At 50.4% G+C, this 16,912-nt stretch carries 16 protein-coding genes; all 16 read right to left on the bottom strand.

The window, feature by feature from the left end; translation table 11 throughout:
* Positions 1 to 10: 10 nt before the first annotated feature.
* Complete coding sequence (locus tag NYR02_RS00285) at positions 11 to 316, bottom strand: STAS domain-containing protein (protein WP_260974395.1); 306 nt, start codon at positions 314 to 316, stop codon at positions 11 to 13.
* Positions 317 to 537: 221 nt separating this feature from the next.
* The gene (locus tag NYR02_RS00290; protein WP_260974396.1) at positions 538 to 1,575 is read right to left on the bottom strand and encodes a protein-glutamate methylesterase/protein-glutamine glutaminase; all 1,038 of its coding nucleotides are present in this window, start codon (positions 1,573 to 1,575) and stop codon (positions 538 to 540) included.
* Positions 1,576 to 1,583: 8 nt separating this feature from the next.
* Positions 1,584 to 2,237 (bottom strand): chemoreceptor glutamine deamidase CheD, encoded by a 654-nt coding sequence (gene cheD / locus NYR02_RS00295; RefSeq protein WP_260974397.1) that lies wholly within the window; start codon positions 2,235 to 2,237, stop codon positions 1,584 to 1,586.
* Positions 2,234 to 3,118: a CheR family methyltransferase gene (locus NYR02_RS00300; protein WP_260974398.1), complete on the bottom strand. Its 885-nt coding sequence runs from the start codon at positions 3,116 to 3,118 to the stop codon at positions 2,234 to 2,236. The genes cheD and NYR02_RS00300 overlap by 4 nt, the downstream gene beginning before the upstream one ends.
* Positions 3,103 to 5,481, bottom strand: a complete 2,379-nt coding sequence (locus tag NYR02_RS19370; protein ID WP_270049449.1) for a methyl-accepting chemotaxis protein — start codon at positions 5,479 to 5,481, stop codon at positions 3,103 to 3,105. The genes NYR02_RS00300 and NYR02_RS19370 overlap by 16 nt, the downstream gene beginning before the upstream one ends.
* A 54-nt stretch (positions 5,482 to 5,535) precedes the next feature.
* A complete protein-coding gene (locus NYR02_RS00315; RefSeq protein ID WP_260974399.1) occupies positions 5,536 to 6,048 on the bottom strand; it encodes a chemotaxis protein CheW in 513 nt (170 codons plus the stop codon).
* A gap of 8 nt (positions 6,049 to 6,056) precedes the next feature.
* Entirely contained in the window at positions 6,057 to 8,213 is a 2,157-nt protein-coding gene (locus NYR02_RS00320; protein WP_260974400.1) for a chemotaxis protein CheA, read from the bottom strand.
* A 5-nt stretch (positions 8,214 to 8,218) separates the two neighbouring features.
* Entirely contained in the window at positions 8,219 to 8,581 is a 363-nt protein-coding gene (locus tag NYR02_RS00325) for a response regulator (protein ID WP_260974401.1), read from the bottom strand.
* 49 nt (positions 8,582 to 8,630) lie between these two features.
* A complete protein-coding gene (locus NYR02_RS00330) occupies positions 8,631 to 8,912 on the bottom strand; it encodes an STAS domain-containing protein (protein ID WP_260974402.1) in 282 nt (93 codons plus the stop codon).
* Positions 8,913 to 9,174: 262 nt separating this feature from the next.
* Positions 9,175 to 9,639, bottom strand: coding sequence for a flagellar export protein FliJ (fliJ, locus tag NYR02_RS00335; RefSeq protein WP_260974403.1), 465 nt, complete (start codon positions 9,637 to 9,639; stop codon positions 9,175 to 9,177).
* The gene (gene fliI, locus NYR02_RS00340) at positions 9,636 to 10,973 is read right to left on the bottom strand and encodes a flagellar protein export ATPase FliI (RefSeq protein ID WP_260974404.1); all 1,338 of its coding nucleotides are present in this window, start codon (positions 10,971 to 10,973) and stop codon (positions 9,636 to 9,638) included. The genes fliJ and fliI overlap by 4 nt, the downstream gene beginning before the upstream one ends.
* Positions 10,960 to 12,282 carry a FliH/SctL family protein gene (locus NYR02_RS00345; RefSeq protein WP_260974405.1) on the bottom strand — a complete coding sequence of 441 codons (1,323 nt, stop codon included), beginning with the start codon at positions 12,280 to 12,282 and terminating at the stop codon, positions 10,960 to 10,962. The genes fliI and NYR02_RS00345 overlap by 14 nt, the downstream gene beginning before the upstream one ends.
* Before the next feature lies 1 nt (position 12,283).
* Complete coding sequence (gene fliG / locus NYR02_RS00350; RefSeq protein WP_260974406.1) at positions 12,284 to 13,318, bottom strand: flagellar motor switch protein FliG; 1,035 nt, start codon at positions 13,316 to 13,318, stop codon at positions 12,284 to 12,286.
* The gene (gene fliF, locus NYR02_RS00355; protein WP_338055908.1) at positions 13,308 to 14,996 is read right to left on the bottom strand and encodes a flagellar basal-body MS-ring/collar protein FliF; all 1,689 of its coding nucleotides are present in this window, start codon (positions 14,994 to 14,996) and stop codon (positions 13,308 to 13,310) included. Before fliF ends, fliG begins: the two co-directional genes overlap by 11 nt.
* 15 nt (positions 14,997 to 15,011) lie before the next feature.
* Positions 15,012 to 15,410 (bottom strand): flagellar hook-basal body complex protein FliE, encoded by a 399-nt coding sequence (fliE, locus tag NYR02_RS00360; RefSeq protein WP_260974407.1) that lies wholly within the window; start codon positions 15,408 to 15,410, stop codon positions 15,012 to 15,014.
* Between the two features lie 131 nt (positions 15,411 to 15,541).
* Entirely contained in the window at positions 15,542 to 16,906 is a 1,365-nt protein-coding gene (locus NYR02_RS00365; RefSeq protein ID WP_270049450.1) for a sigma-54-dependent transcriptional regulator, read from the bottom strand.
* Between the last annotated feature and the right edge of the window lie 6 nt (positions 16,907 to 16,912).

Raw genomic sequence — 16,912 nt, forward strand, 5'->3', positions numbered from 1 at the left:
CAATGTTTGCTTACTGTATTTTGAACAGTTGTTCGAAGTTAGAGATTGTCAGTATTTTGCGCACATCCTGATTGCAGTTAACGATCCGCACGTCGGCACCATCTCCCCCTGCATGATCGCGTAATAACAGCAACATTCCCAACGCCGAACTGTCGAGATAAGAGGTGCCCCCGAGATCGACAATATAACTCTGAACATCCGCCCCTCTGCTTTCGTAAGCATCACGGAATTCCTGATGTGCGCTGAAATCAAAGCGCCCGTCGACTTTAATCGTCAGTTCCCGCCCATTCCCTGCGAGAGATGCTTGTACAGTCATCTGTTTTTCTCCAACGGATAATAATTATTCCTTTAACCCAGCGGGACGATTCCGCTCCTGGTCATGGACACCGAGAGCATAGCTCTGAGTGTTTATAAACTTTGTCTGAGCACTTTAAACAGGACTGACTGATTCTGTAACTATCCTGCCCGCCCATCAATAGGTTTAGCACAAAGATGCCTTTTGTCATTGTGTCAGATAACAGGCCGCTGCCCATTATCTCAGACGGCAGCGGCCAGCATTAACTCAGCAATCTTACCCAGAGGTGCTATTTTATCGACGGCACCAAGATCCACAGCCGCTTTAGGCATACCCCAGACCACGCTGCTGGCCTCATCCTGTGCCAGCGTATAAGACCCGGCATCATGCAAACGCTGCATTGCTTTCGCTCCGTCTGCCCCCATTCCCGTTAACATAACCGCAACCAGACGCTTGCAGTCAAATACTTCCGCCAGATTATCAAACATAACGTCAACCGACGGCCGGTGCCGGTTCACTTTTTCGCCCTGATCCAGCACACAATAATAACTCTGCCCTTCCCGGCGAAAGCGCAGATGGTAATCACCATGGGCAATAATCGCACGGCCTGAACGCACCTCCAGACCATCGCAGGCTTCCCGTACTTCAATGGCCAGAGTCCGGTCCAGACGCATTGCCAGCGATGCACTGAACACCGCCGGTATATGCTGCGTTATGACTATCGGTGGACAATGAGCGGGCAAGCGGCTTAATACATCACGTATTGCTTCCGTACCTCCGGTTGATGAACCAATGGCAATCCAGCGACGATAATTAACCGAGGTATCGGCTACCGGTAACGGCCGCAATACTTTGGTACTACGCAACGGCTGAACTCTGGCATGAGCGGCCATCCGCACTTTTTCAGTCAGAGCAGCAGCAAACGCAAGAAAACTCTGCTCGTTCTGGGCCTGGGGCTTGGTGATATAATCAACGGCACCCATTTCAAGGGCATCCAGCGTGGCCGGCGCTCCGGCTTCCGTTAACGTTGATACCATCACGACCGGCATGGGTCGTAAACGCATCAGGTTATTCAGAAACTGCAGGCCGTTCATACGCGGCATTTCGACATCCAGAGTCAGTACATCCGGATTCAGCTGTTTAATTTTATCCCTGGCAATGAACGGGTCTGCCGCCATACCAATCACTTCAATATCATCGGTAGCGTCAAACACTTCTTTCAGCATTTTCCGGATAAGGACAGAATCATCGATGATTAATAATCTGATCTTCTCTCTCATAAAACCTCTCAGAACAGATCAATAGTGCCGGCATCGGAAACAGTCGGTTGCGATACCGATTTCTGATACGCGGCTTCGCGTACAATCAGTGTGTCGTTCTGAAGCTGTTTAATACGCCGGACTTTAACCGAGCCTGTGTCAGGAAAATAAAGTACTTTACGTGCAAAAACGTCCCCGACATCCGCGGCAGACACTGTAATATTTTCATTGGCCAGATAACTGTATGCAAACAGTATATTACGCTGACCAATGTCACTCATTGAAGCAATCATCTGACCACCGCCAAATAATTTCACTTCAAGATTTTCGCGCCGCCCGCCACGCTTAAGAATTTCGTTGATCAGATATTCCATCGCCCAGTTGCCATAACGCGATGCATGAGTGGAGGGATTACTACCCCATACATCGGAGGAATGCTCGCCCTGCTCCGGTAACATAAAATGATTCATTCCCCCAATGCCCCGGACCCGATCACGGATACAGGCCGCGATACAGGAACCAAGAACGGTGACGATCATTTCACCATGGGTAGAAACGTAAAACTCTCCGGGAAGAATTTTCGCAGCCCAGGTCTGATGAACATTATCCCAGTAGCGGTTCACATGCTCAAAACCAGCACTGACAGGAGGCTGAACAGAACGTCCGGGTTGAATAATGGTCATTTCACCTTCCGGTATATGGTATTACCAATTGATTCAAAGCGATCGGTAATTCCGGATATGTTTTCTGAATGTCCTATCATCAGATGTCCTCCGACCGGCAGAAGATCGGCATAGCGATCAAACAGGATTCGCTGTGTATCTTTATTAAAATAAATCACCACGTTCCTGCAAAAAATTATGTCAAATGGGCCTTTGACAGGCCAACTTTCCAGAAGATTAAGGCGCTTGAAATAGACAAGATCCCGGAGTTCATCCTTGACCTGAACAGATCGCTCATCGCGGCTGAGCAGGAAAAACCGTTTAACCAGAGCCGCATCCAATCCTTCAACATGAGACGCTGGGTAAACGCCGGCACGGCCGGTATCTAACACATTTGAATCCAGGTCGGTTGCCAGTATTTTAATATCCCAGTCGGACGGAAAACCGACCTGCCTTAAAGTAATGGCAATGGAGTAGGCTTCCTGACCGATAGAGCAACCGGCCGACCAGATGCGCAGGCGCTTACGGTCTTTATTAGCGAACTTCAGCTGGGGAAAAAGCGTGTCTTTCAGAAAGCTGAAGTGATGATTTTCTCGAAAAAAAGACGTCAGATTCGTTGTCAGCGAGTTTATAAACTCCGTTGATTCCGCATCCAGATTTTTCTCAAGATAATCCAGGTACTGGCGAAATGTCGTAAACCCATACGCTCTGACCCGGCGGGCAATACGGCTGTAAACCATGTTTCGTTTATGGTCACCCAGGACAATGCCCGTAAGTTCTCCGGCCAGACGAGCTATCTGAGCAAAGTCTTCATCCGTCATCAGAAATTCACGGATTTCACCATCACCACCCGACGACACCGTTTGCATAGTCATAAAATCAGTAATCAGAATTCTGCCCATTCATCATCGTCATCCTTAACCGACAACCCGCTGCTTTTCTGACCATGACTGTGTGTTCCCATGCTGACAGCGGGCTTGGATGATGTGCCGACAGAGGATTTGGCGGACGGTACAGGAGAAAGCGCTGCTGCAGACTTACGCTGATGGCCATCAATACTGAAAAATTCCATCATGTGCAGCATTGACTGAGCCTGTTCAGCCATAGCCTCTCCGGCAGCCGATGCCTCCTCAACCAGGGCGGCATTTTGTTGTGTCATCTCGTCCATCTGCGCGACGGCACTGTTGACCTGTTCAATACCAGAAGATTGTTCTTTTGCTGCAGTGCTGATTTCATGAATCATCACCGATACACGATCAACAGCATGTATGATTTCATTTAACGTTTTGCCTGATTCATTCACCAGCGATGTACCGGCATCAACCTTATCGACACTGTCGCGAATCAAATCTTTGATTTCACGTGCAGCACCCGCAGAGCGCTGTGCAAGATTACGCACTTCACCAGCCACAACCGCAAAACCACGACCTTGTTCACCAGCTCTTGCTGCTTCTACTGCCGCATTGAGCGCGAGTAAGTTCGTCTGGAAAGCAATTTCATCAATGACGCTGATAATGTCGGCAATTTTCTTACTGGCTGTATTAATTTCATCCATGGCCACTACGGCCTTGCTGACAACCTCACCACCTACCTGGGCCTTTTGTTTAGCTGAGCTGGCCAGTTCATTAGCATGAACCGAGTTTTCGCTGGTTTGTTTAACCGCACTGGTCATCTCTTCCATACTGGAAGCAGTCTCTTCGAGACTGGATGCCTGAGATTCTGTACGCTTACTCAGGTCGGCATTGCCCTGGGCAATTTCACTGGCACCGGTTGATACCGTCGATGCAGCTTCACGGATACGCGTAATAATGTCGGTCAGCCGATCAACCGTAGCGTTGGCATCCTGCTTGAGCTTATCAAAGGCTCCCTGATAATCATCATCAATCTTACGGGTCAGGTTGCCATGCGCCAGTGCATCGAAGACCCGGATGGTGTCACTGACCACGCTATCGGCAATAGTTAACAGACGATTTAATCCCTGGCCAAGATTGTGGAAGAAGCCTTCTTTGCCGGTCAGATCAATACGCCGTGACAGATCACCGGAGGCTGCAGCCTCGACGATACGGTCGATTTCCTGCTCAGCAGAGACTTCGTCGGTACGGTCTTTCCATTCAACAATGGTACCGATGCGTTCTTTTTCATCATTAAAAATAGGATTCGCAATTAACCCAAACGTACGTCCACCTACTGCGATCTGTGTTTTATAGGTATTTTTTAAGGCCGCGAGCATTGAGCGCTGATGCTCCGGTTTTTTATGGAAAACATCAATATTCTGCCCTTCCAGGCGACTGGCATCGAACCCAGGAATATCCTGGCGTAAATCCGACTCTGCATTTTTCATCATGTCTTTTACTGCCTGATTCATATAGACAATGTGCAGATCATTGTCAGCAATCATGGCGTTGGTCGTCACCACATCAAGTGCCTGCTTTACCCGGGCATTGGCATTACTGATTTCCCGTTCACGCTGTTCATGAGCCAGATCGTTCGTTTTATCAAACCACTCAACAACCGTACCGATACGTTTCCCTGATACATCCAGCCAGGGAGAAGCTGTTAACGAGAAGGTAAGGTTTGAAACCTTAATATCGGTTTTATAGGGATCATTCAATGCGGCAATCATCTTGCGTTGATGACCAGGTTTCTTGTGAAACACATCGACATTAGTACCAACCAGAGAGTTCATATTAAAGTCAGGCAATTCCTTTCTTATTTCATCCTCTCTTTCTTTAAGCATTTCCCTGAGGCTTTCATTAATATAAGTAATTTTCATATCGTTATCGGCCAACATTACGTTTGCCCGACATATTTTCAGAGCACTGGCTACGTTGGCGTTCAGAGAATTTTCTCTGTCTTTTTCAACACGCGCAGTTATATCTGTGGCGTACTTAACGACTTTAAATGGTTTTCCGCTATTGTTCAGCACAGGGTTGTACGTTGCCTGAATCCATATTTCACGGCCATCCTTACGGATCCGAAGGTAATCTTCCTGATGAAACCGGCCTTGCTTTAAAATTTTCCAGAACTCATGGTATTCATCACTCTCACGATACCCCGGACTGACAAAGATCCGGTGGTGCTTACCAACCACTTCATCCAGCCGGTATCCGAGTAAATCAAGGAAGTTATTATTGGCACTAAGAATAACACCATCCATTGAGAACTCGATTCTCGCCATACTGGAGTCGAGTGCTTTCAGTGTCGATGCCATTTCACGCGCACTTGGAGTATCGCCGGAACTAAAGATATTACTCAGAAAACCCATTTCACTCTCCTCTCTGCACGCCCGGACTGATGCCCTGCCATGAAGACCATTTATTTAATTATCGATAACACCTGAATGATGCTGATCTTCGGAAATATTCAGCAGATCATCCACATCAAGAAGAATGACCATTTTTTCGTTAACATTGACCAACCCTTTAATAAAGCCAGAGTTTCTGTCTTCAGTCAGCTCCGGGGGTTTACGCGTTGATGCATCAGAAATAGTGTAAACATCGGATACGGCATCAACCACGATACCCATCACCCGCTCGCCATGATCACCATCGACCTTTAGAATGATAACGACAGTTACAGGACTGTATTCCACACGTTTTAAACCAAAACGGATGCGTAAATCCATGATAGGAACAATGGTGCCGCGCAGATTAATAACACCTCGAATGTACTCAGGTGCATTGGGTATCAGTGTCGATTCCTCCCAGCCACGAATTTCCTGAACGGCCAGAATATCGACACCATACTCTTCATCAGACATCATAAATGTCAGGTACTGCTGCTCGTCAGTACTGCCTGATTCATTTTTTACTGCAGTTGCTACCGCATCCATAATATTTCCTATGCAGCCTGGCCGGGGCGAGGCTGACCTTTTACAGATTTATCCAGATTTTTACCGACATCTGAAACATCAATAATCAATGCCACGGTACCATCACCAAGAATAGTGGCACCCGATATCCCGGTAACCCGTTGATAGTTCTGTTCCAGACTCTTGATCACCACCTGCTGCTGCCCGAGAAGATCGTCAACAACGATACCGACTTTTTCATTGTCTCCTTCAACCACAACCAACATAGGACTTTCAAATTCTTCATCGCTGCTGCGGAGATTAAACAACTCATCAAGACGGACAATGGGAATGTACTCATCACGTAATTTCATGACGTATTGACTACCTGTTACATGATTCAGTGAACGCTTCTGTAGTTGAATCGACTCAACAATGGAAACCAGCGGGAATATATAGGTTTCGTCTTTTACTTTAACCAGCTGGCCATCAAGAATAGCCAGCGTAAGAGGCAACCGGATAATGAAAGTTGATCCTTTTCCGCGCGTCGATTTCACTTCAATACTGCCATTCAGTTCGGCAATATTACGGCGAACAACGTCCATGCCCACGCCACGCCCCGATATATCACTGACCACGTCGGCGGTTGAAAAACCGGGTAAAAATATCAACTGATGAATTTCTTCGCTGCTCAGTTCCTGAGCCTCGGGTACCAGACCTTTTTGGCGGGCTTTGTTTAAAATACGCTCTTCATTAAGACCAGCGCCGTCGTCTTTAACTTCGATAACGATATTGCCACCCTGATGATAGGCATTCAGGGTAATGGTTCCTTCGCCAGACTTTCCTGCGGTCAGACGCTGCTCCGTGGTTTCCAGACCGTGATCAAGCGAGTTACGCACGAGGTGAACCAAGGGGTCACCAATTTTTTCCATAACGGTTTTATCCAGCTCGGTATTTTCTCCGAGCATGACCAGGTTAACCTGTTTGCTCAGCTGACCTCCCAAATCACGCACCAGTCGTGGAAAACGGCTGAAAGCAAAACTGATTGGCATCATGCGGATTTTCATCACGCTTTCCTGCAGTTCGCGCGTGTTCTGTTCCAGTTGCGACAGGCCTTCCTGTAAGCGCGCCAGGCGACTCATATCAAAATCCTGACCCAGCTCACCTAACATTGACTGGGTAATAACCAGCTCACCCACCATATTAATAAGGCTGTCGACTTTATCGATGGAAACCCGGATGGAGGATGGTTCGTTCGCTTTAGCCGCACGCGCTGCAGGCTTGGCTTTTTGTGTGCCAGCTGCGCTGAGTGCTTCTGATACTTTTTCCGGAACCAGTGCCGCAGGCGGCTCTGCATTCACAACAGCCATATTATCAACGACAGAATTTTGTTCAGTGTCAGTCTGAGCTTCACCAGTATCGCTGGTATGTTCTTTTACAGCCGCAGACGAAAGTGGCTGATAATCAATATCACAGTCGTCTTCCACCCATTCAAATACACTGGCGATATCATCACGGCTGATGTCGCTGCGGACTTCCAGTATCCAACTGAGGTAACAATTTTCCGGATGAAGACTGGTAAATTCGGGCAGATTTTCGGTAACCGGAATAACCGTTAAATGCTCCGTGCCAACCAGTTCCTGCAACTCGCGGAACATGCGGAATGGTTCATTACCGGTTTGTAAAATATCTTCAGAAGGCCGGAATATGATGCGCCAGCCTGTTTCTGCGTCATCGCCGTCACCATTTCCTGCAGTATCCTCAGCGTTGGCTGCCACGGTTTCTGCCGGGACATCCCCCTCCTGACCGGGGGATGACGATTGTTTCAGAATATCCTGAAAACTGGTTTTTAATGCCGCAGCTCTTTCCATATCGGGTTCAGACCCAGCCTGAATACTGCCCAGCATGGCACGCAGACAATCAACGGATTGCAGAAATAAATCGATATAATTGCGTTGCATTGTGCGGGTGCCGCTGCGTATCTCATCCAGTAATGTTTCCAGTACATGGGTAAATTCTGAGACCTGCATAAAGCCAAAAGTGCCGGCCCCTCCTTTGATGGAGTGCGCCGCACGGAAAATAGTATTGACGCTTTCAGCATCGACTTCCTGTGGCTGCAGTTCGAGTAACTGGCTTTCCATCACATCCAGGCCTTCGAAACTTTCTTCGAAGAAAATCTGATGGAACTGCGAAAGATCGATGCTCATACCGGCTACCCCAGGACGCGTTTAATCGTACTCAGCAGCTGTTCCGGATTAAAAGGTTTTACGATCCACCCTGTTGCTCCGGCCTGCTTTCCCTGTGCTTTCACGTCGCCTGCGGATTCTGTCGTCAACATAAGTACAGGCACAAACTTGTAATCGGCCAGCTGACGCAATTCCTTAACTAATTCGATGCCATTCATATTGGGCATATTCACGTCAGACAGTACCAGGTCGTATTTTTTCTTGTTCGCAAACTCCAGCGCCTGAACACCATCGTTTGCTTCCTGTACATCATGCCCCGCGCCACGAAGCGTGAAGGACACCATCTGTCGCATGGATGCAGAGTCGTCGACAGCTAAAATACTCGCCATGTTTACAGCTCCTGTTGTTTTAAAAAGAGTCGGGCATCTGACTGAATGCTTATTCAGAAAGATTTAATTCATTTGTCAGGCCAAGATAAGCGGATATTTCCCGCACCGATTCGCTGACGCTTTGCCAGTGAAGGTTATGACCGGTTTTTTCCAGCGTTTTTTGTAATGCCAGCAGCAATTGCAAACCCGCGGTATCACAATACTGCACCTGGCCCGCGACCAGACTGATATCACCCGCCGTGGCCAGTGCCTGCTCAGCATTGGCATACAGCGTTTCGACCTGCTCAATGCTGAGCCGCTCACCGCAGTCGATCATGACGTTATCAGTCATAGCAAAGTCCTGTTGAATATCTGATTACTAAGATTAGACGCTGATTACAAAGCTGCTAGGGAATCTCTGCGCAACCTGATTCTGTGAATATTTTCCGTCTGAAAAGCTTATAAATCCGGCGCGTTCAGTTACTGCAGGTGTGTCAAGCCACAGAGAGCACGCAGGTTTAATCGCCAACTGGCGACATAATCTGCAGAGTCGATGCAGAAAAATCGGACTTTAGTATCAGAGATTAGTGGGTGAAACGCGGTGAGGGCTGGCCTCAGGTTCGGGGAGTGCGGGAGTTCTGGAAAGCGGCACGATTCGCCCATTCGTCGGACTGTTTCTGCAGCTCTTTATCGGCCTGCTGATCGTATTCATGATCCAGACGGTCCATAAGACCGGATAAAGCTTTCACTTTACCATGATGCTCAAGATACTGATTCCGGGCAGCGGTAACGCGATCCTGTAATAATTTAATCTGTTCATTCTGTGTTTTCAGTGCCGTTTCTATCTGGCCGATAAAACCCAGCGTGTTGTGCAGAAAACCAGAACTCAGCGCCTTACCGCTTGGCACCGAAAGCTGCTGCTGGTACTCATTAGCATAGCCACTGAGCTGTGTCCGTTGCTCTTCCTCCTGATGGAGTTTTTGTTGCAACTGTCCCCACTCCTGCAACGCCTGCTGCTCAGCCTTTTCTGCCATATCAAACAGAATCTGCAAGCGCCGGGCGCGGGGATGCCTTCTCATGATTTAGCTTGCGGTGGAGAGGGGAACAAATCGTTTAACTGCTTTTCACTGGCGGCCATATCCGCTCCTTCATGCAGGCTCTGACGCAGCATCGCTTTGATTTTTGGCAGACGTTCGATGGCAACATCAAGCAGATTATCGCTGCCCGGCTGATAAGCACCGACGCTGATCAGGTCCTGATTCTGGCGATAGTGAGACATAAGTTGCTTACACAATTGCGCCTTGCGCAACCATTGTTCACTGACAATCTGCGGCATTACCCGGCTTACCGATGCTTCAACATCAATGGCCGGATAATGCCCTTCTTCTGCCAATTTACGTGACAGCACAATATGGCCATCAAGAATCGCCCGGCTGGCGTCGGCAATCGGGTCCTGCATGTCATCACCCTCGCTCAGTACGGTATAAAAAGCGGTAATGGAGCCACCGCCTTCCTGGCCGTTACCGGTGCGTTCAACCAATTTGGGTAATTTATTAAACACCGAGGGTGGATAACCTTTTGTCGCCGGCGGCTCACCGACCGCCAGGGCAATTTCACGCTGAGCCTGAGCATAACGGGTAAGGGAGTCCATCAGCAGCAGCACGTTTTGCCCCTGATCACGGAAATATTCGGCAACGGAGGTGCAATACTGCGCGGCACGCAGACGCATTAATGGCGAATCATCCGCCGGAGAAGCCACGACAACCGAGCGGCTCAGACCTTCTTCACCCAGAATTTCGTCGATAAATTCTTTTACTTCGCGACCACGCTCGCCGATCAGCCCAACCACGATGATGTCAGCCTGAGTAAAGCGCGTCATCATCCCCAGCAGAACACTCTTACCGACACCGGAGCCGGCAAATAAACCAATGCGCTGACCCCGGCCCACGGTGAGTAACGCATTGATCGCGCGGATGCCAACATCCAGTGTTTCGCGAATTGGAGCACGGTGCAGTGGATTAATGGGTCGGCCCTGCAGATTGCCCTGATCCACATCCTGCAGCGGTCCTTTCTGATCCAGTGGCCGGCCGGTGCCGTCAAGAACACGCCCCAGCAGGTTAAAACCTACCGGAACATCGGCGGCAACAGACAAAGGCCAGACGCGCGCACCAGCACGCAGCCCATCGACCTGCTCAATGGGCATGAGAAAGATCCGTTCACGATCAAAGCCCACCACTTCGGCTTCAATGTCTTCCGCCTGCTTACGTTCAACCATGCAACGATCGCCGACACGGACATTCAGGCCCACCGCTTCCAGCGTCAGACCAACCATGCGGATCAGGCGCCCGGCGATTTTGGGCTGATAAGGTTTATCCGGCAGTTGAATATGAAGCCAACGCTCACTGAGGCTCATGGTCATCGCCCTCTGGCGCAGCCTGATCGGTCAGGGGGGGATGTTCAGAACCGGGGACATCATCGACAGCAGTATCCGTTGAAGACGTCTCTGAAGGCTCTGCGCGCTCTTCTTTGGCATCGTCAGCAATGGCATTGCCGGCAGCTGGCACCTCAGAATGAACACCGGCGTCTGAATCTTCAGAGCCTGAATCTTCAACGGCGGAATCTTCAACGGCTGAATCTTCAACGGCTGAATCTTCAACGGCGGAATCTTCAACGGCTGAATCTTCAACGACAGAGTCCTGAGCGGATGAATCTTCAACGCCGGAATCTTCAACGGCTGAATCTTCAACGGCGGAATCCTGAAGTTCTGAGTCAGGAAGTTCTGAGTCCGGAAGTTCTGAGCCCTGAGCGTCTGCGTTCCGGGCTTCGGCGGTTTGCGCTTCGGCGATTTCGGCAGCCGTTCGCTCCTGCCAGCCCTGCTGTTCGTCATTATCAGGAAAGCTGGCCGCCTGATGCATCAGTTGCGGCAGCACGCTGTCGAGCAATTGATTGAGATAGTCAGCCGATGAGTATTCCAACAGTGAGTGTTCACTCTCGATGCGACAACTACCGGCCGGGAGTTTGTCATCAACGCTGTAATTCAGCGTCAGGCCACTGTTGTCCAGGCTGATTTGCAGATGGCGGGCATCATCCGGGCCAACAAAGACTTTGACTTCATCTTCACCCGACGGTAATTCCGCTAAGGCATGCTGTACAAAGCGGTGAATATTAACGGCACCCTCGGCCATCTGTGAGCCAATCACACGCTCGCACATACCGGCAACGAGCGCAGCCAGAACTTCCGGCAACTGCTGGTCACGTTCACTGAGGCCGCTTTGTAATTGCTTAAACACCCGCTCCAGTCGTCCGACCACAGCATTAATGTCGGCCTGGCCTTTACGCTTGCCATCCGCTTCACCGGCTGCAAAACCTTCTTCCCGCCCTTCAGCATGGCCCTGATCGAATGCCGCTTTATAACCTTCGGCATGACCGGCATCGTAGCCTTCATGCTGCCCCTGCTGCCGTCCTTCGATCAGGCCTTGCTCCAGTCCGGCGTTGTAGGCATCACGGCGGATATTCTCCAGCTCTTCTGCTGTCGGCAGACTGACCTTTACAGCGTCGCGATCATCATCACCGGCTTGCTCTGCAGCTTTTTTTTCAGCGGCTTCTTTCTCGACAATCCAGGCCGGTGGTTCGGTCCAGAACGGCAGACGCCAGGGTTTTATCTCTCTGGCTTCTTTCGCAGGAATAGGCGGGAGATGGTGCTTCTGATGAAGTTCCGTCATGTTACATCATGGCCTCGCCGCCGCCGCCCAGTACAATTTCGCCGGCATCGGCCAGACGGCGGGCAATGGTAAGGATTTCTTTCTGTGCGCCTTCCACTTCACTGACTTTGACCGGCCCTTTGGCCTCAAGGTCATCACGCAGCAATTCGGCCGCACGTTTGGACATGTTTTTGAAGATTTTTTCCTGCACCATCGGGTCTGCGCCCTTCAGGGCGATGACCAGCAGGTCGGTGGATACTTCGCGCATCAGTGCCTGAATACCGCGGTCGTCGACGTCGACCAGGTTGTCGAAGACGAACATCAGGTCCTGAATCTGAATGCCCAGATCTTCGTCCACTTCTTTAATTTGTTCGAGCAGATCACTGGCCATGGTGCTGTCGACGAAGTTGACAATACTGGCCGCCACTTTGACACCACCAATGCTTGTAGTCTGCGCACCGGCTTTGCCGGAGAACTGACGTTCCAGGATATCGTTCAGCTCATGCAGAGCCGCCGGTTGTACCGCTTCCAGTGCAGCCACACGCATAATGATATCGAGGCGCACTTTTTCATCAAAATTGGAGAGGATTTCTGCCGATTGGTCGGCATCCAGATAAGACACCACAATGGCCTGAATCTGCGGGTGTTCGTGACGAATAAGATCAGCCACCTGGCGGGGTTCCATCCATTTCAGGGAATCCAGACCGGTGGTATTTCCGCCCAGCAGAATACGGTCAATCAAAGCGCCGGCTTTATCGTTACCCAATGCCTGGGTCAGCATATTACGGATGTAGTTATCCGAGCCCAGGCCCATACCGGTCTGTCCGCTGACAGCTTCAAGAAACTCGGCAACAACGCCTTCAACCTGGGTTTGGTTGATGTTGTTGAGGGTCGCCATAGCGGTACCCACACGCTGAACTTCTTTCGGCCCCATGTGCTTCAGAATTTCGGCGGCGTCTTTTTCGCCCAGACTCATCAACAGCACGGCCGCGCGATCGAGCCGGCCAAGTTTGGTCAGGCCGCCGTCAGCTTCTGCTGGTGTGTTTTCATTTGCCATGATCTTCGTTCACCCACTTGATTACGACCTGAGCTACCCGCGCCGGATCTTCGGCAATCAGCCCTTTCAGTGCATCCAGCTGGCGCTCAAAACTCTCGGAGGCACCGGGCAGCAGGAATTCGTCCATGCCAGCCAGCGTCACCTTGTCATCATCCAATCCGGCCTCGGCATCTTCCAGCTCATCCAGCAGGATGGAAGCTTCGTCGCGGCCGCGGTTGGCAATACTTTTGATAGTAGGCCTTATCACACCAAAGATCAGCACCAGAATAAACAGGCCGGCAAGAATCTGTTTCATGATTTCCCAGAACCATGGCTGCGTCCAGAAATCCGGATCACCCAGTTCGATCTCGCCTTTACCCATAAAGGGTGAATTAATCACGTTCACGCTGTCACCACGGGCAGCATTAAAGCCAACCGCATCTTTAACCAGTATTTCCAGGCGCTGCAGGTCATTATCAGTCCACGGGCTGTAGACGGTATCGCCGTCGGCATTCAGACTGGCACGATCATTGACGACGACGGCAACCGTCAGTCGGCGAATACGTCCGACCTGTTGCTGTTTGTAACTCAGCGTCCGGTCAATTTCGTAATTACGGGTCGATTCGGAGCGACGGTTAACGCCTGCACCACCGGCTCCGCCACCACCATTAGCCACTTCCGGCGCATTGGCCGCTGCCGGAGGCTGATTGGATAATGCGCCGGGAATACCGCCGTTGGTTTTATCGGCATTTTCTTCATTGAGCAGCTGTTCACTGCGCAGTGCGATCAGATCCGGGTTGTACAGTTCTTCGCTTTGTTCCTGCACGGTAAAATCAACATCGGCGGATACTTCGGCTTTGTAATTATCGGTCCCAAGAACCGGCTTAAGAATATTATTCACCGCCTGGGTAATTGAGCTTTGTACTTTCTCGGTATATTCGAGCTGCTTATGAGCCAGCATTTCACCGCTTTGCTCTTCAATTTTTGACAGTAAATTGCCCTTCTGATCAACCACGGAAACATCCGCGTGATCCATTTCGCTGACACTGGAGGCGACCAGATTAACAATGGCTTCTACCTGGTCACGGGATAAATCGCGCCCCGCATATAATTCGACAAAAACCGACGCCCGGGGTTTACGCTGGTCACGCACGAACACCGACTGTTTCGGCAAGGCCAGATGGACACGGGCATTCCGTACCGATTTAACACTGGCGATGGTGCGTGCTAACTCACCTTCCAGACCACGGCGATAGCGGGCATTTTCAATAAACTGGCTGGTGCCCAACGTGCTGTCTTTATCCAGCACCTCCAGGCCGACGGTTTTATCGTCAATTAAACTGGCTGCCGCCAGCTTCATCCGCGCTTCGTGCAGATCACCGGCCTGTACCAGCAAGATCTGGGTGGTGGGGTCAATTTCGAAGGGAATACTTTCGCGCTGCAGAACTTCAATAATTTCCTGCGCATTATGATCCTGCAGGCGATGAATCAGCGGCTTGTACGTGGGTTCACGCGACCACATTAAAATAGCAATGGCCAGGGCAATAACCAAAGCAATACCGGCAATAACACCGATCTGACGGACAATGGAAAGACGGTTAAAACCCGATAAAACCGGATGGCCGGAATCTTCCGGTTCCTGCTTGGCAGGAGCGGAAATTTCCATATCGTCGGTAGTTGGTGCAGCAGCGTTATCCATAATTCAGTACCAGAATCAGACCGGCATATTCATAACGTCTTTATAAGCTTCGACCAGTTTATTACGCACCTGGGTCATTGCCTGAAAAGAGACGCTGGATTTTTGCAGAGCAATCATCACTTCCGGAAGATCAACGCCCGGGTCGCCCTGCTCAAAACGGGTCGCCAGATTTCCGGCCACTTTCTGATTGGCATTGACGGTATCGATTGCATTTTTAAACATGCTCTGGAAATCGGGTACGGTGTTATCACCCCGTACCGCGGTTTCGTTATCGCTCAAACGTGCCTGACGGACCTGATTCAGCGCATCCTGAGGATTAACCGCCTGCGGGGCGCTGGCGTTCTGATTGCGCAGCTGGGTTTTTACCTGCCGCATTTGCATAAGAACCGAATTAATATCGACGCGATCAACCATGTTTTTACCCTCAGCACTACGATTGCAGTCAGTGTTTTACTTCGGAAATTTGACGCTTTTAGTCGCTTTTCCTACTCCTTTTACTGACACTGCAATAGGCTTGCCAGCTTAGCGCCTGACTCCCGAGAAATTCAGGAAACCAACATCGCTTCAACATCCACGCCTTCATCGCGCAGTTTCGCCATTTTATAGCGCAGGGTTCGTGGGCTAATGCCCAGTCGATCCGCGGCTTCTTTACGGCTGGGCTCTTCCTTTAAAGCCCGGACAATTAATTCCACCTCGCGATGGCGTAAATCATTACCCAGCTCGCCATCATCGGTAACAACCTCAGCCATCACCGGTGTACTAACGAGTGTGCTTTCCTGACGGTTTTTAGGCACCGGAGTCAGAATAAAATCGTTGGCGAATAGTTGTGGACCGGTTTGCATGATCAAGGCGCGCTGCATGGTGTTGTCCAGTTCGCGGACATTGCCAGGCCATGGGTGGCTTAACAATTTCTGCTCGGCATCGGCCATCAGCTTAGGAACCGGGCGCTTCATTTTTTTGGCGTGATGCGCCAGCAAACGTCCGGCCAATGGCAGAATGTCGTCTTTACGCTCGCGCAGCGGTAACCACATAAGCGGGAACACACTCAGGCGGTAATATAAATCCTCGCGGAACTTACCTTCCGCGACATAATCGGACAGGTCGCGGTTGGTGGTTGCAACAATACGCACATCCAGATCGATGACTTTTTTACCGCCAAGACGTTCAACCTGCCGCTCCTGCAGAACACGCAACAATTTCGCCTGCAGCCCGAGATCCATTTCGGTAATTTCGTCCAGTAATAAGGTTCCGCCTTCTGCCTGCTCAAATTTTCCCGGCATGGCATTATAAGCACCGGTAAACGCGCCTTTTTCGTAGCCAAACAGCATGGCTTCGAGCATATTTTCCGGAATCGCCGCACAATTAATGGCAATAAAGGGCTGATGACGACGACTGGATTGCTGATGAACATAGCGCGCCAGAACTTCCTTACCAGTTCCGCTTTCTCCACTGATTAATACCGTGGAATCGGTTTGCGCAACGCGCTGCGCCATCTGAAATAATTGCTGTGATGCCAGCGCTTCACACACCGGTTCAGAATCATCTGCCACCGGTGCGTCGTTATTGAATGGTCGCAATAACGCATCCAGTTCCTGCAGTTCAAACGGCTTCATTAAGTAATCGTTAGCACCGCGCTGCATGGCTTTAACAGCCTGGCCGACATCCCCGTAAGCCGTCATCAGCACCACCGGTAACCACGGGTGTTCCTGTTTGACGGTCTGCAGTAATTCCAGTCCATCCATTCCCGGCATATTGATATCGGACAGCACGAGGTCAAGATTCTGACTGCGGACAATGGCAATGGCTTCAATACCATTCGGTGCCTCGCACACCTCATGACCTTTCAGCATCAGGGTATCAACAATGGCTTCCCGCAGACGCGGATCATCTTCCACTACCAATAAACGCATAATCAT

This window comes from Thalassolituus pacificus, from assembly GCF_025318105.1.
Lineage (GTDB): Bacteria > Pseudomonadota > Gammaproteobacteria > Pseudomonadales > Oceanobacteraceae > Venatoribacter > Venatoribacter pacificus.

Bases quoted from the DNA above. Each gene is read 5' to 3' on its own strand.
- NYR02_RS00285 (WP_260974395.1), bottom strand. From the start codon at position 316: ATGACTGTACAAGCATCTCTCGCAGGGAATGGGCGGGAACTGACGATT.
- NYR02_RS00290 (WP_260974396.1), bottom strand. From the start codon at position 1,575: ATGAGAGAGAAGATCAGATTATTAATCATCGATGATTCTGTCCTTATC.
- cheD (WP_260974397.1), bottom strand. From the start codon at position 2,237: ATGACCATTATTCAACCCGGACGTTCTGTTCAGCCTCCTGTCAGTGCT.
- NYR02_RS00300 (WP_260974398.1), bottom strand. From the start codon at position 3,118: ATGGGCAGAATTCTGATTACTGATTTTATGACTATGCAAACGGTGTCG.
- NYR02_RS19370 (WP_270049449.1), bottom strand. From the start codon at position 5,481: ATGGGTTTTCTGAGTAATATCTTTAGTTCCGGCGATACTCCAAGTGCG.
- NYR02_RS00315 (WP_260974399.1), bottom strand. From the start codon at position 6,048: ATGGATGCGGTAGCAACTGCAGTAAAAAATGAATCAGGCAGTACTGAC.
- NYR02_RS00320 (WP_260974400.1), bottom strand. From the start codon at position 8,213: ATGAGCATCGATCTTTCGCAGTTCCATCAGATTTTCTTCGAAGAAAGT.
- NYR02_RS00325 (WP_260974401.1), bottom strand. From the start codon at position 8,581: ATGGCGAGTATTTTAGCTGTCGACGACTCTGCATCCATGCGACAGATG.
- NYR02_RS00330 (WP_260974402.1), bottom strand. From the start codon at position 8,912: ATGACTGATAACGTCATGATCGACTGCGGTGAGCGGCTCAGCATTGAG.
- fliJ (WP_260974403.1), bottom strand. From the start codon at position 9,639: ATGAGAAGGCATCCCCGCGCCCGGCGCTTGCAGATTCTGTTTGATATG.
- fliI (WP_260974404.1), bottom strand. From the start codon at position 10,973: ATGAGCCTCAGTGAGCGTTGGCTTCATATTCAACTGCCGGATAAACCT.
- NYR02_RS00345 (WP_260974405.1), bottom strand. From the start codon at position 12,282: ATGACGGAACTTCATCAGAAGCACCATCTCCCGCCTATTCCTGCGAAA.
- fliG (WP_260974406.1), bottom strand. From the start codon at position 13,318: ATGGCAAATGAAAACACACCAGCAGAAGCTGACGGCGGCCTGACCAAA.
- fliF (WP_338055908.1), bottom strand. From the start codon at position 14,996: ATGGATAACGCTGCTGCACCAACTACCGACGATATGGAAATTTCCGCT.
- fliE (WP_260974407.1), bottom strand. From the start codon at position 15,410: ATGGTTGATCGCGTCGATATTAATTCGGTTCTTATGCAAATGCGGCAG.
- NYR02_RS00365 (WP_270049450.1), bottom strand. From the start codon at position 16,906: ATGCGTTTATTGGTAGTGGAAGATGATCCGCGTCTGCGGGAAGCCATT.